Below are 13,144 nucleotides of genomic sequence, written 5' to 3'. Positions count from 1 at the left end.
TGCGGCGACCCGGGGCGCCTCTGTGCCCGAGGCGTCCGGCAGCACGTCGTGGCTGGGGACGCTGTCAATTCGGGGCTGGCCAATATCGGCTAGGGACTTTTATACAGGCGCTATGTTCCAGAAACCTTCGAAATTCATGCCTGACGGCATCCTGATGCCTGTGGCCGGCGCCCTCGACGATCGCCGCCGGCGGCCGCATGGCATGGCAGAGGACGACAACCGGTCCAATGCGCCCGGTGGGCCGGCCACCTCGGTCATCACCAAGGTCAAACCCAAGACCAAGCGTCCCAACCTCTATCGCGTGCTGATCCTCAACGACGATTACACGCCGATGGAATTCGTCGTCCATGTGCTGGAAAAGTTCTTCCAGAAGGACGCCGAGGCGGCGACGCAGATCATGCTCCACGTTCATCATCACGGGATCGGGGAATGCGGCGTTTTCACCTATGAGATCGCCGAAACCAAAGTGACGCAGGTGATGGATTTTGCGCGCAAGCACCAGCACCCTTTGCAATGCGTGATGGAAAAGAAGTAGCCTCGCGTGAATTCCCGGAAACTGGGAACGGGTCTTGCATTGAACTGATGTGAGTCGAACGCGGTCGTTCGGCTGCGTCAACAGCGCATGTGACAATGCGCTGGAATGAACAGACGTGCTCTGCGGACGCGTCACAACAAGCAGCGGGAACCAGCCTTTCACCACGATCAGACATCACTATATGTGAGAAAGGTTCTTGTTGCCTGACCCGGCAACGACGATCATGATGGTGGGGGCCAACGAGGACGCGGAATGCCAACTTTTTCTCAAAGCCTTGAACAATCGCTGCATCGGGCGCTCTCGATTGCGAACGAGCGGCACCACCAATATGCGACGCTGGAGCATCTCCTGCTGTCGCTGGTGGATGACAGCGACGCAGCGGCAGTGATGCGGGCGTGCAGCGTCGATCTCGACAAGCTGCGCGGCAGTCTGGTCAATTATCTCGAAACCGAATTCGAAAACCTGGTGACGGATGGCGGAGATGACGCCAAGCCGACTGCCGGTTTCCAGCGCGTGATCCAGCGCGCCGTCATTCACGTGCAGTCGTCGGGTCGCGAAGAAGTGACCGGCGCCAATGTGTTGATCGCGATCTTCGCCGAGCGCGAAAGCCATGCCGCGTATTTCCTGCAGGAGCAGGACATGACGCGTTACGACGCGGTGAATTACATCAGTCACGGCATTGCCAAGCGGCCGGGCGTTTCCGAGGCGCGGCCGGTGCGCGGCGTTGACGAAGAGACCGAGACCAAGAACGGCGACGACGCCAAGAAGAAGGGCGAGGCGCTCGACACCTATTGCGTCAACCTCAACAAGAAGGCGCGTGACGGCAAGATTGATCCGGTGATCGGGCGTACGGCCGAGATCAATCGCGCGATCCAGGTCCTGTGCCGTCGTCAGAAGAACAACCCGCTGTTCGTCGGCGAAGCCGGCGTCGGCAAGACGGCGATCGCCGAAGGTCTGGCCAAGCGCATCGTGGACGGCGACGTGCCGGAAGTGCTGTCGGCTGCCACCGTGTTCTCGTTGGACATGGGCACGCTGCTGGCCGGCACGCGTTATCGCGGTGACTTCGAGGAACGCCTGAAGCAGGTGCTCAAGGAACTCGAAGCGCATCCGAATGCGATCCTGTTCATCGACGAAATCCACACGGTGATCGGCGCCGGCGCCACCTCGGGCGGCGCGATGGATGCCTCGAATCTGCTCAAGCCGGCTCTGGCTTCGGGTGCGATCCGTTGCATGGGTTCGACCACCTACAAGGAATATCGCCAGCACTTCGAGAAGGACCGTGCTCTGGTGCGCCGGTTCCAGAAGATCGACGTCAACGAACCCACTGTTGAAGACGCGATCTCGATCCTGAAGGGGCTCAAGCCGTATTTCGAGGATTACCACAAGCTCAAATATACCAACGAAGCCATCGAGGCCGCGGTGCAGCTCTCGTCGCGCTACATCCATGACCGCAAGCTGCCGGACAAAGCGATCGACGTAATCGACGAGTCGGGTGCGGCGCAGATGCTGGTGGCCGAGAGCAAGCGCAAGAAGACAATCGGCATCAAGGAAATCGAGACCACGATCGCGACCATGGCGCGGATCCCGCCCAAGAGCGTGTCGAAGGACGATGCCGAGGTGCTGCGGCATCTTGAGTCGACTTTGAAGCGCGTGGTGTTCGGCCAGGACAAGGCGATCGAAGCCTTGGCGGCATCGATCAAGCTGGCGCGTGCCGGCTTGCGCGAGCCGGAGAAGCCGATTGGCAGCTACCTGTTCTCGGGCCCCACCGGCGTCGGCAAGACCGAAGTGGCGAAGCAGCTGGCGTCGTCGCTGGGTGTCGAGCTTATTCGGTTCGACATGTCCGAATATATGGAGCGGCACACCGTGTCGCGCCTGATCGGCGCGCCTCCCGGCTATGTCGGCTTCGATCAGGGCGGTCTGCTCACCGATGGCGTGGACCAGCATCCGCATTGCGTGGTGCTGCTCGACGAAATCGAGAAGGCGCATCCTGATCTGTACAACGTGCTGCTGCAGGTGATGGATCACGGCCGGCTGACCGACCATAACGGCAAGCAGGTCTCGTTCCGCAACGTGATCCTGATCATGACGACCAATGCCGGCGCCGCCGACATGGCGCGTGCGGCCTTCGGCTTCACCCGCGGCAAGCGGGAAGGCGAGGATCAGGAGGCGATCAACCGGCAGTTCGCGCCGGAATTCCGCAACCGCCTCGATGCAGTCGTGTCCTTCGCACATCTGAATTCGGATGTGATCGGCATGGTGGTGGAGAAGTTCGTGCTGCAGCTGGAAGCCCAGCTCGCGGACCGCGACGTCACCATCGAACTGTCCGATCCCGCCAAGGCCTGGCTGATCCAGCACGGCTATGACGAGCAGATGGGTGCGCGCCCGATGGGCCGCGTGATCCAGGAGCACATCAAGAAGCCGCTGGCCGACGAACTGCTGTTCGGCAAGCTCAAGAATGGCGGCCACGTCCGCGTCATCCTGAAGAAGGACGAGGCGGTGCTTGGTGTCGAGCAGGAAAGCATCGGCTTCGAATTCGTCGACGGTCCGGTGACGCCGAAACCGGAGAAGCTGCCGGCCAAGCGCGGCGCCGCCAAGAAGCCGAAGTCGGGCAAGGGCTCGGGTTCGGCCAAGGGGCCGCTGGAGAAGGCGTAAGCCATCGGGCGATTGAACAATTGAAAACGGCCGGTGAGAAATCACCGGCCGTTTTTGTTTTGGGGGATACGCTCTCTGTCCTCATGGTGAGGAGGCGCCTCTTCGGCGCCGTCTCGAACCATGAATGCATATGCACCCATCCTTCGAGACGCGCGCAAGCGCGCTCCTCAGGATGAGGGCTGAGTTTGCGGTTTTGTTATTTGGCCAAACGCCTTACTGCCCCAGCAGTTTCTGAATCTGCTTTTGCAATTCGCGCTTTTTCTTCTCGCTCTTGCGCAGGCGCTCTTCGATGTCGGAGCTTTCCTTGCTCTCCTCCGGCGGATCGGTGAAGGCGACGCCGACGATGTTGTCGCGCCACCAGACGATCCTGGCGAGGAACGAGCGGCCCTTTCGCGCGATGTTGAGTGTCAGCTCATCCTTCGGCAGCCGCGCGCCGCTTCCAAATTCGATGCGGGCGCCGTCTTCGGAAATGTCGCGCACGACACATTCCTTGGCCTTCTGGTCCTTGGACGCGACGGCACCGTAGATCACCTTGTCCCTGACGTTCTTGCGCCGCTCGTCCATGTCCTGAGGCCCCCTGAGGTTACAGGCGGGGACTGTACGCAGTTCCATCCGGCGGGGAAGGCTCTCGCGCGGATTGAGCGGATTTAACGTAAACCAAAGTTAAGGGCGATCGCCGAAAGACGGGGTGATCGGCCTCAGGGCGGGCTCAGGCCGCCGTCTCGCGCAATCCGCGGGCAATGTCCTTCTGCTTGTCGAATTCGGCCCGGCGGCGCGCCAGTTCCTCGGCGCTGAGCAGGGCGACATTGTTGTAGTCGCGCTTCCAGACGGCATCCCTGGCCCAGCGCTGCGGCGACTGCAGGGTCGTCTGTGATCCCACAGCGGATTCCAGCAGGCGCAGCGCCAATTCCAGAGTTTGCGCCTGGGAGGCCTTATCATGCGGCTTGCCGGCGGAGTTACCCAGGGGAAAGTCGCTGAACAGGAAACGGGGCACGGCAGCGTGTTCGACAATGTCCTTGGCGCAGCCCGCTACCACAGTGGCAATGCCATTGGCCTCCAGCTCGCGGGCGACGAGACTGATGGTCTGGTGGCAGACCGGGCAATTCGGCACCAGGACGGCGACATCAACACCATCGGCTTTGGCGCGCTTGACGATCTCCGGCGCGTCGGTCTCAAGGGTCACGCGGTGGCTGCGATTGGTCGGCGCGCCATAGAAGCGCGGCGCGACACTGCCGATGCGGCCCGACGCCGCGAGTGCGCGTAGCGCCGGCAGGGGAAACCAGGTGCCGCTGTCGTCCGCCGTCGTGTGCACGCGATCATAGGCAATGTGCGAGATGCGCAGGTCATGATCGACCGACGTATCGCCGTCATAGACCTGATAGAACTTGGCGCCGCCATTATAGAGCGCGCCCGGACCCTGATCGCCCTTGGCGGGATCGAAGGGGGCTGCGGTGGTGACGATGGCGACGCGCGACTGCGCCAGCGGCTTCTTCAGCGGCTGGAACGGCGCGTCGATGTGATGGGCCCAGCGATAGGGAACATCATAGCCGATCGCCTGATAATAGGCGCGGGTGCGGGCCATATACTGGATCGGAACATCGTCGTCGCTGGCAAAGCCGGATGTGTCGTCGCGCGCGTCGGCCATTGTTTGCACTCCCGCTTTTGCCGTCTTTCATTCATAGCTAGCTGCTGGGGTCCCGCTGTCAAGGCGCGGGGAATCCGCGCGGGATCAGGCATGGCGTTCGGAAGCATCATCGGCCGGATAATTTGCCTCGCGGCGCTGTTGCTTGCGCCGGTCGCGGGCGTGCGCGCCGAAGAGCTGCCGGTCAGCGAATTGGCGAAGCCCGGCGCGGACCGGATGATGCCGATGGCGGCGCCGTCGAAGCCAAATCTGGCACGTGACAGTGACGCACGCGAGTCGATGTGTCTGATGATCGAGTCCGCAGCGCGGGCTAACGACCTGCCGCTGGAATTCTTTGCCCGTGTGATCTGGCAGGAGAGCCGGTTTCAGCCCGATGCCGTGGGTCCCGTGACGCGCAATGGCCAGCGCGCGCAGGGCATCGCACAATTCATGCCGGGCACGGCCAATGAGCGGCGTCTGCTCGATCCGTTCGATCCGGTGCAGGCGCTGCCGAAATCGGCGGAGTTTCTCAGCGAGCTGCGCAACCAGTTCGGCAATCTCGGCCTCGCGGCTGCGGCCTATAATGCAGGACCGCGCCGTGTGCAGGACTGGCTCGACGGCAAGGGATACATGCCCGGCGAGACGCGCAACTATGTCTCCGCCATTACGGGAGCGACGGTCGAGGACTGGCAGGCTATGGGCCGCAACGGCAAGACGCCGCCGCGTGCCGCGACGTCGAGCTGCCGTGAATTGATGGCGCTGCTGCAGCGCGCGCCCAATCCCTTCGTCACGCAACTGGAAGCGCGCGTGAAGCTCGGCGAAGCACGGCCATGGGGTGTGCAACTGGCGGCAGGCTTCAATCGTGATCGTGCTCTGATGTCCTATGCGCGCGTGATGCTGCGTTTGCGCACGGTGGTCGGCGAACGCGATCCCAATCTGTTGAGTTCGCTGTTCCGAAGCCGCGGCACGCGAACCTTCTATCAGGTGAGGATCGGGACCGACACGCGTGACGAGGCCAACGATCTCTGCGGCAAGATCCGCCGGGCCGGGCAAGGCTGTCTGGTGCTGCGCAATGGCAGAGCGTGACTGCTGGCACCCCATGCATTGGCGCCTCTTGACGCCGGCGGCTTTCGGCAGCCTATGACACGTCGCATCAACCAAGAAGAAACAAACCCACGTGTCGCTTCCTGCACTGGATTCACCGAGATGGCAGGGCAGTGCGGCGGCCTTCCTTTACGGCATGCGGTCGGTCACCACGACCATCCTGACGCTGGTACTGTTCGCGACCTATATCGGCATCGGCGCGCTGGCCCATGACACGCATTTCAGCCTGTTCTGGGCGCTCGCCAGCACATTGTTCGTCTGGGCCGGCCCCGCACAGATTATTCTTCTCGTCGCGCTCGGCTCTGGCGCCACGGTCATTCAGGCGGCGCTCGCGGTCACCGTGAGTGCGATCCGTTTGTTTCCCATGGTGGTGTCGGTGCTGCCGATGCTGCGCATGCCGGAGACCAAAAAGCGGCAACTGATCCTGCCGTCGCATTTCATCGCAGTGACGCTGTGGGTGGAATGCTTCCGGTTAATGCCGCTGGTCCCGCGCGAGCGACGCATCGCCTTCGTCAACGGTCTCGGCCTCGGACTCGTCTTGTCGTCGCTGACCGCGACGTTCATCGGCTATCATCTCGCAGCCAATCTGCCGCCGCTGTTCGGCGCGGCGATCCTGTTGCTGACGCCGCTGGCATTTCTGCTATCGACGGCGCGCAACTGCAAGCAGCTCGCCGATGTCGTGGCGCTCGTGCTCGGTCTCGCGCTGTTTCCTGTCGTGTCGCTCTTCAACACCGGTGTCGATATTCTGATCTCCGGCGTCTCGGCCGGGACGATCGCCTATGGCGTGCATCGCTGGAGGCGGCGATGAGCGACTTCATCGGCGACTGGCATGCGCTCCTTGTACTGCTGCTGGCGGGTTTCCTGCCCAATGAAGTCTGGCGCATGCTCGGCCTGTGGCTCGGTGGCGGCGTCGATGAAGAGTCCGAAATCCTAGTCTGGGTGAGGGCGGTGGCCACTGCAATCCTCGCCGGTGTCATCGCGCAAATTCTTGTCGTGCCGCCCGGCGCACTCGCGAGTATTCCGCCGCCGCTGCGCTATGGTGCGGTGGCTGTCGGCCTCGTCGTCTTTGTCGCTTTCCGGCGCTCGATCTTTCTCGGCGTCGCATGCGGCGAGCTGGTGATGGTCACCGGCAAATACATCCTCGGTTGATAGACGACAGCGTCAGGCTGTATCGGCCTTGTATGACTGCGTGAACGCGATAGTCTCCGCTCAACTTAAAAATAGGGGTTGGGAGCCGATATGAGATCGCGCGCAAGTTCTGCCTTGATAACCGGCATCGTTATCGCTGCGCTGGGTTTTGCCGCGCCGCTCGCCCGTGCGGCGGAATATCCGACGCGCACGATCAAGCTCGTGGTGCCCTATGCAGCCGGCGGGCCGACCGACGTGCTCGCGCGTCTCGTGGCGGATTATCTCGGCCGCGACCTCAAGCAAACGACGATCGTCGAGAACAAGCCGGGCGCGCAGGGTGCCATCGCCGCCGAAATGGTGACGCGTGCAGAGCCCGATGGCTACACGCTGTTTGTCACGGCCGCGTCCATCATGGTGCTCAATCCGCTGCTCTACAAAAAGCTGTCCTACGATCCGCAGAAAGATCTGCGGATGCTGACGGTGGTGACCGATCTGCCCGTCGTGATGGAAGTGCATCCGTCCGTGCCGGCCAAGACGGTGAAGGAATTCGTGGCTTACGCGAAGGCCAATCCGGGCAAGCTGAATTTCGGCTCGGCCGGCACCGGTGGCACCATTCATCTCGCAGGTGAGATGTTCAAGCAGATCGCTGGCGTCGAGATGACCCATGTGTCCTACAAGGGGGCGGGACCGGCGCTGACCGATCTCCTCTCCGGCAATATCCAGGTGATGTTCGACACGCTCTCTACGGCGTTGCCGCCGGTGAAGGCCGGGTTGCTGCGGCCGCTCGGCGTCAGTTCGAAAGAACGCAGTCCCGATCTGCCCGACGTGCCGACCGTCATCGAGAGCGGCTACCCCGATTATCAGGTCGGCGTCTGGTTCGGTCTGGCGGGATCGTCGAAACTGCCGGACGATGTCGTCAAGACCGTGATGGCCAGCATGGATCGCGCCCTGAACGACAACACCTTCCGTGCCTCGCTGGAAAAGATTGGCTTCCCGGTGCTGCGACCGAAGACGGTCAAGGAGATCAACGAATTCGTTGACGAGGACCGGGCGCGGTGGTCGAAGGTGATCAAGGCGCAGAACATCTCGCTGGATTGATCAGAATGGTGGGCAATGGTTCGTGAAAGTGAAATCCGCGCCGGCGAACTCGCCGTCGATGCACCGAAGCCGAACCATGCGGGCCTCGTCTATATCGGGCGCATCCGCACGCCCTGGACGTCGCGGCTGGAAACGCCGCGGCAGGGCCGCCATGACGGCCCGGTGTGCCGGCTCGAGATCTTCGAGCCGTGGGTGCCGGGGCTGAAAGACCTCGACCTCTACAAGCATCTCGAAGTGATCTACTGGCTGCACCTGTCGCGCCGCGACCTGGTGCTGCAGAGCCCCAAGAACGACGGCAATGCGCGCGGCATCTTCTCGCTGCGCACGCCGGTGCGGCCAAACCCGCTCGGCACATCCATGGTGAAGCTGGTGGGGATCGAGGGATCGACCGTGCTGGTGCGCGGGCTGGATTGTCTGGACGAGACGCCGCTGCTGGACGTGAAACCCGACCGCTGCGAGTTCACACCGCTGGCGCCGCCGCAGCCGGGCGACTTTCAGACGGAGTAGGGCTCGGCCGCCCGCTCTCTGCCCTCATCCTGAGGAGCGACCTCTTGGTCGCGTCTCGAAGGATGGCCGCAAACTCAATCATGGTTCGAGACGGCGCCCGAGATGGGCGCCTCCTCACCATGAGGATGGTGTTTGTGGCTACAGCGCCGCCAGTGCCGCGATCAGTTTCGTCGCGTTGTCTTCCAGCACCTTCGGGTCTTCCTTGCGCGACGCAGGCGGCAGCAGGCCGACATTGTCGTGGCGCGGCATCACATGCATGTGCAGGTGAAACACCACCTGGCCGCCGGCGGCCTCGGAATATTGTGCGACGGTCATGCCGTCGGCCTTGAAGGCCTGTTTGCAGGCAGCGGCGATCTTGTGGGCGGCGCGGATGACATGGGCGTAATCGTCCGGCGTGATGTCGAAGATATTGCGCGCCGGCGCCTTGGGGATCACCAGCGTATGGCCGGGGGAGCGCGGCATGATGTCGAGGAAGGCCAGCACGTGGTCGTTCTCATAGACCTTGTAGCAGGGGAATTCGCCGCGCAGGATCTTGGCGAAGATGTTGTTCGGGTCATACGCGGTCATGGAATCCTCCGGAGAATTTCGGCGCAAATTTGGGCGACTGTCGCTGCCAGAGGGGAGCCGGTCAAGACGGCTTAATCCTGCTCGTCGCCCTTCCTGAACGGGCCGGCTTCGGTCAATTCGCGGACGGCCTCCGCGACATATTCGCGCTCGCGCTGAAGATATTCGCCGACGGCCTGACGCAGTCCGCGATCGGCGATGTAATGCGCCGAATAGGTGGTCTGCGGCAGATAGCCCCGTGCGATCTTGTGTTCGCCCTGGGCGCCAGCCTCCACGGTCTTCAACCCGCGGCGAATGGCGAAGTCGATGGCCTGATAGTAGCAGACCTCGAAATGCAGGAACGGGTGATGCTCGACGGCGCCCCAGTGGCGGCCGAACAGCGTATCCGAGCCTATGAAATTGATGGCGCCGGCGATCCACTTGCCATCGCGCCTGGCCATGATCAGCGCGACGTCATTGCTCATGCTCTCGGCGATCAGCGCATAAAACTCGCGTGTCAGATAGGGGCGACCCCATTTGCGCGAGCCGGTCTCCATGTAGAAGGCGAAGAACGCGTCCCACGCATCCTCGGTGATCTCATTGCCGGTGAGGGGGTGGATGGTGATGCCATTGGCCAGCGCATCGCGGCGCTCGCGCTTGATCGCCTTGCGATGGCGCGAATTCAGCGTTGCCAGGAAATCGTCGAAGGTGGCGTAGCCGTCATTGCGGAAATGAAACTGCTGGTCGGTGCGCTGCAGGAAGCCGCGTGCAGCAAGGAATTGCCATTCGCTCTCGCGCGCGAAAGTGACATGGACAGACGATGCATCGGTGGCCTCGCAGAGACCGACGAGGCCGCCGGCCAGCGCCGCGCCGACGCGTTCCACATCGACGCCGTCGCGGATCAGCAGGCGCGGGCCGGTGGCGGGCGTGAACGGAACCGAGGCCTGCAGCTTCGGGTAATATTGCCCGCCGGCGCGCTCATAGGCATCGGCCCAGCCGCGGTCGAACACGTATTCGCCCTGCGAGTGCGATTTCAGATAGCAGGGCACGACACCGACGATGCGGCCATCACTCTTGGCGATCAGATGGCGCGGTCCCCAGCCGGTGCGGGCGCAGGCCGAATTCGACTTCTCGACGGCCGTGAAAAAGGCATGGGACACGAACGGGTTGTAATTGGCTTTCGAGGCGCAACCATTGGCCGCTGGGGCCAGCGTATCGAGGCTCTCAATGCCACCGAGATCGGCATGACCGGTGGCGCAGGCATCCCAATCCGTGGCCGGAATCTGGCTGATGGACGCCACTGCTTCGAGGGTAATTTCCGATGACGTCATCAATCACTTGAACCGGTCATATGCGATCAACCGTCGCGGTGACCGCTCCTAAGATTGTGCATCGCGCCGGACACTTCAAGTCCCGGCCGCAACGCCTTCAGTTTACGGCACAAAGCCCTCGAAGGTCATCTGGTCGGCATAGTGGGCGGTGATGGCGCGCTGTTCCGGCGTGCGCACGGTCCAGGTCAGGAGCGCGCAGCCGAACAGGTTGCGGGCGATCCAGGGCGCCGGGGCCGGCAGTTCCTTGACCCAGTAGGAGACGAAATGCGGCCGGGTGCGGAAGGCATGGCGGAGATGGCGCATGCCGTCGCGCTGGGCTGGCGTCAGTGTCAGCCACTCGCCGTCGTCATAGCTGCGCTGGGCGGTGATGCCGCGCGGGATCTCGGGGGCGATCTCGCGCATCGCGAGAACCTGATCGGGATCGAACGACATCCAGGCAACCGGGCCGCGATAGGTTTTGAGAATCTCGGCGACGCGGGCGACCAGTTTGCGATCGCCGTTGAAATGGCTCTTGATCTCGATCACGAGCCCGACGCGGCCATCGATCAGAGCGAGCAGATCGCCGAGCGACATCATGCGCTCGGGTGTGTCCTTGAAATTGATCTGTTTCAGTTCGGCGGATGTCTTGGAGAGCAGGGCGCCGGAGCCCTCCGTCAGGCGGCCGAGTTTATCGTCATGATGCACCATCGCCTCGCCGTCGGCGGTGAGCTGCACATCGGTCTCGATGCTGAAATTGCCGGATATGGCGGCGTGCATGGCGCCGGGCATGTTCTCGATGATGCCGCGGGTGTGATCGTGCAGGCCACGATGCGCGACCGGCCGGGCGATAAGCCAGTCAGGTGCGCGCATCGGGATTGTCCTGCATCAGAGCGTTTTCAAGCGAAGTGGATACCGGTTCGCGTGAAGAAAACGCGTCAAAACGAAAAGCTAGATGACTTCGAACACGGCGTCGATCTCGACCGCGCAATCGGCGGGCAGCGAGGCGACGCCGACAGCGGCGCGGGAATGCCGGCCCTTGTCGCCGAAGGCCGCGACCATCAGGTCGGATGCGCCATTGATGATCTTCGGCGCGTCGATGAAATCCGGCGTCGAATTGACGAAGCCGCCGAGACGGACGACGCGGGCCACCTTGTCGAGATCGCCGAGCGCAGCCTTGACCTGGGCCAGGATGTTGATGGCGCAGCCGCGCGCCGCATTGACGCCCTGTTCGAGCGTGACGCCGGCGCCGAGCTTGCCCTTGGCGATCAGCTGGCCGTCGGCGCCCATGCAGATCTGACCGGAGACGAACAGCAGATTGCCCGTGCGGACGAAGCCGACATAGTTCGCTACCGGGCTCACCGGCTCGTGAAGCTTGACCCCCAGATCCGCAAGTTTCTGCTCGACCGTTCCTGCCATCGTGATTCCCCAAACAATTGATGATGTGCCTGAACAAAAGTCCCCAAAGGGTTCAGGCACTGTCTGTTTCACCCATACCGCGTCGCCGCGCAAGTGACGATCCGGCGACACCGGGTCGCCGCCGCAACTGTGCGGATTTGGCAAGATTCGCTGCAGAATATGGCATTTCCGCAGTGCGAATCCGGCGTGGCCGTAGTTGCGACGCAATAGGACGCTCTCTATTGTTGTAGTTCCAGAATCCAGGGAAAACCCATGCGCCGCATTTCCTCCGTTTCGCGCCTCCAGGCCGCTTCGCTGGCACTGACCATTGCGACCTTCGTAGCGCCGGTGTCGGCATTCGCGGCTCCGCCTGCTGCGGGCACGCCGTTCGTCGCGCATCAGGCGCTGTATGAGCTGAAGCTGTTGAAGTCGCGGGGCAATGCCAGCGTCAACAGCGCCAGCGGCCGCATCCTCTATAATTTTACCGGCAGTGCCTGCGAAGGCTACACGTCGGACTTCCGTCAGGTCTCGGAGCTGAACAGCGGCGAGGACAAGACCACGCTGAGCGACCTGCGCTCCACCAGCTGGGAAGCCGGTGACGGCAAGAGCTATCGCTTCAAGATCGACACCCGCATGAATGATGGCGATGCCAGCGCCGTTGACGGCATGGCGGAGCGCGAGGGCGATCACGTCACCGTCAAGCTGAAGCAGCCGGTGGCGAAGACCTTCACGCTGGAGGGCTCCACGGTGTTTCCGACCGAGCAGATCCATCGCATCATTGCCGCCGCACGCGAAGGCAAGTCGGTGCTGGAACTGAATGTCTATGACGGGTCGGATACGGGCGAGAAAGTCTACAGCACGCTCACGGTGATCGGGCAGGCGATCCCCGGCGACCGCAAGGTCAGCGAACCCGATCCTTCGACGGGCGATGACGGGATGAAGAAGCTGACGCGCTGGCCGGTCACCGTCAGCTATTACGACAAGTCGGCCAAATCCTCCGACGGCGGCGAGCAGACGCCGGTCTATGCGATGTCGTTTGAACTCTATGAGAACGGTGTCTCGCGGTCGCTGATGCTGGACTACAATGACTTCGTCATCGGCGGCGCCATGAGCAAGTTCAATGTGAAGGACAGCAAGCCTTGTAAGTGAGGGATGCCCCTCGCCCCGCCGGGCGAAGCTTTGCTTTGCAAGGCGGGGAGAGGGTCGCGCGGACGAAGTCCGCGACGGGTGAGGGGGACTCTCCGAGAGCTG

Annotated in this window: 14 protein-coding genes; 8 read left to right on the top strand and 6 right to left on the bottom strand. The window is 62.6% G+C overall.

What is annotated here, in order from left to right; all coding sequences use genetic code 11:
* The first annotated feature begins 202 nt into the window (after nt 1–202).
* Nucleotides 203–535 (top strand): ATP-dependent Clp protease adapter ClpS, encoded by a 333-nt coding sequence (clpS, locus tag AB8B20_RS07510; protein WP_068734422.1) that lies wholly within the window; start codon nt 203–205, stop codon nt 533–535.
* A 252-nt stretch (nt 536–787) separates the two neighbouring features.
* A complete protein-coding gene (clpA, locus tag AB8B20_RS07505) occupies nt 788–3,187 on the top strand; it encodes an ATP-dependent Clp protease ATP-binding subunit ClpA (protein ID WP_439072164.1) in 2,400 nt (799 codons plus the stop codon).
* Between the two features lie 213 nt (nt 3,188–3,400).
* Here the strand turns inward: clpA and AB8B20_RS07500 are convergent, their stop codons facing one another.
* Both AB8B20_RS07500 and AB8B20_RS07495 read right to left on the bottom strand, forming a co-directional pair.
* Nucleotides 3,401–3,751, bottom strand: a complete 351-nt coding sequence (locus AB8B20_RS07500; RefSeq protein ID WP_309945238.1) for a PilZ domain-containing protein — start codon at nt 3,749–3,751, stop codon at nt 3,401–3,403.
* A gap of 145 nt (nt 3,752–3,896) precedes the next feature.
* Complete coding sequence (locus AB8B20_RS07495; RefSeq protein WP_439072163.1) at nt 3,897–4,832, bottom strand: glycine/sarcosine/betaine reductase selenoprotein B family protein; 936 nt, start codon at nt 4,830–4,832, stop codon at nt 3,897–3,899.
* Between the two features lie 90 nt (nt 4,833–4,922).
* On the opposite strand from AB8B20_RS07495, the gene AB8B20_RS07490 reads away from it, so the two are divergent.
* The 5 genes from AB8B20_RS07490 (at nt 4,923) to tsaA (ending at nt 8,645) form a co-directional block, all read left to right on the top strand.
* Complete coding sequence (locus AB8B20_RS07490; protein WP_439072162.1) at nt 4,923–5,894, top strand: transglycosylase SLT domain-containing protein; 972 nt, start codon at nt 4,923–4,925, stop codon at nt 5,892–5,894.
* A gap of 91 nt (nt 5,895–5,985) precedes the next feature.
* Entirely contained in the window at nt 5,986–6,720 is a 735-nt protein-coding gene (locus tag AB8B20_RS07485; protein ID WP_176454522.1) for an AzlC family ABC transporter permease, read from the top strand.
* The gene (locus tag AB8B20_RS07480) at nt 6,717–7,061 is read left to right on the top strand and encodes an AzlD domain-containing protein (RefSeq protein WP_068734408.1); all 345 of its coding nucleotides are present in this window, start codon (nt 6,717–6,719) and stop codon (nt 7,059–7,061) included. Before AB8B20_RS07485 ends, AB8B20_RS07480 begins: the two co-directional genes overlap by 4 nt.
* Before the next feature lie 90 nt (nt 7,062–7,151).
* Nucleotides 7,152–8,138, top strand: a complete 987-nt coding sequence (locus tag AB8B20_RS07475; RefSeq protein ID WP_439072161.1) for a Bug family tripartite tricarboxylate transporter substrate binding protein — start codon at nt 7,152–7,154, stop codon at nt 8,136–8,138.
* Nucleotides 8,139–8,153: 15 nt separating this feature from the next.
* Nucleotides 8,154–8,645: a tRNA (N6-threonylcarbamoyladenosine(37)-N6)-methyltransferase TrmO gene (gene tsaA / locus AB8B20_RS07470; protein WP_092144388.1), complete on the top strand. Its 492-nt coding sequence runs from the start codon at nt 8,154–8,156 to the stop codon at nt 8,643–8,645.
* Nucleotides 8,646–8,783: 138 nt separating this feature from the next.
* On the opposite strand, the gene AB8B20_RS07465 is transcribed toward tsaA, so the two are convergent.
* From AB8B20_RS07465 to AB8B20_RS07450, 4 genes are all read right to left on the bottom strand, one after another.
* A complete protein-coding gene (locus AB8B20_RS07465; RefSeq protein ID WP_089263737.1) occupies nt 8,784–9,212 on the bottom strand; it encodes an HIT family protein in 429 nt (142 codons plus the stop codon).
* Between the two features lie 71 nt (nt 9,213–9,283).
* A complete protein-coding gene (locus AB8B20_RS07460) occupies nt 9,284–10,519 on the bottom strand; it encodes a GNAT family N-acetyltransferase (protein WP_439072160.1) in 1,236 nt (411 codons plus the stop codon).
* A 102-nt stretch (nt 10,520–10,621) separates the two neighbouring features.
* Nucleotides 10,622–11,368 carry a glycerophosphodiester phosphodiesterase gene (locus AB8B20_RS07455; protein WP_439072159.1) on the bottom strand — a complete coding sequence of 249 codons (747 nt, stop codon included), beginning with the start codon at nt 11,366–11,368 and terminating at the stop codon, nt 10,622–10,624.
* A 78-nt stretch (nt 11,369–11,446) separates the two neighbouring features.
* On the bottom strand, nt 11,447–11,914 hold the full coding sequence (locus tag AB8B20_RS07450) for a RidA family protein (protein ID WP_089263740.1): 468 nt from the start codon (nt 11,912–11,914) through the stop codon (nt 11,447–11,449).
* A gap of 252 nt (nt 11,915–12,166) precedes the next feature.
* On the opposite strand from AB8B20_RS07450, the gene AB8B20_RS07445 reads away from it, so the two are divergent.
* Nucleotides 12,167–13,042, top strand: coding sequence for a cell envelope integrity EipB family protein (locus AB8B20_RS07445; protein ID WP_093761299.1), 876 nt, complete (start codon nt 12,167–12,169; stop codon nt 13,040–13,042).
* Nucleotides 13,043–13,144: the final 102 nt, after the last annotated feature.

The sequence above is a fragment of the Tardiphaga sp. 866_E4_N1_4 genome (assembly GCF_052076075.1).
In the GTDB taxonomy this organism is placed as follows: domain Bacteria; phylum Pseudomonadota; class Alphaproteobacteria; order Rhizobiales; family Xanthobacteraceae; genus Tardiphaga; species Tardiphaga robiniae.
This window is presented reverse-complemented; position numbering and strand designations above follow the sequence as displayed.

Coding starts and splice junctions, on each gene's coding strand:
- AB8B20_RS07495 (WP_439072163.1), bottom strand. CDS start 4,832: ATGGCCGACGCGCGCGACGACACATCCGGCTTTGCCAGCGACGACGAT.
- AB8B20_RS07450 (WP_089263740.1), bottom strand. CDS start 11,914: ATGGCAGGAACGGTCGAGCAGAAACTTGCGGATCTGGGGGTCAAGCTT.
- AB8B20_RS07465 (WP_089263737.1), bottom strand. CDS start 9,212: ATGACCGCGTATGACCCGAACAACATCTTCGCCAAGATCCTGCGCGGC.
- clpA (WP_439072164.1), top strand. CDS start 788: ATGCCAACTTTTTCTCAAAGCCTTGAACAATCGCTGCATCGGGCGCTC.
- AB8B20_RS07490 (WP_439072162.1), top strand. CDS start 4,923: ATGGCGTTCGGAAGCATCATCGGCCGGATAATTTGCCTCGCGGCGCTG.
- tsaA (WP_092144388.1), top strand. CDS start 8,154: ATGGTTCGTGAAAGTGAAATCCGCGCCGGCGAACTCGCCGTCGATGCA.
- clpS (WP_068734422.1), top strand. CDS start 203: ATGGCAGAGGACGACAACCGGTCCAATGCGCCCGGTGGGCCGGCCACC.
- AB8B20_RS07500 (WP_309945238.1), bottom strand. CDS start 3,751: ATGGACGAGCGGCGCAAGAACGTCAGGGACAAGGTGATCTACGGTGCC.
- AB8B20_RS07475 (WP_439072161.1), top strand. CDS start 7,152: ATGAGATCGCGCGCAAGTTCTGCCTTGATAACCGGCATCGTTATCGCT.
- AB8B20_RS07480 (WP_068734408.1), top strand. CDS start 6,717: ATGAGCGACTTCATCGGCGACTGGCATGCGCTCCTTGTACTGCTGCTG.
- AB8B20_RS07445 (WP_093761299.1), top strand. CDS start 12,167: ATGCGCCGCATTTCCTCCGTTTCGCGCCTCCAGGCCGCTTCGCTGGCA.
- AB8B20_RS07455 (WP_439072159.1), bottom strand. CDS start 11,368: ATGCGCGCACCTGACTGGCTTATCGCCCGGCCGGTCGCGCATCGTGGC.
- AB8B20_RS07460 (WP_439072160.1), bottom strand. CDS start 10,519: ATGACGTCATCGGAAATTACCCTCGAAGCAGTGGCGTCCATCAGCCAG.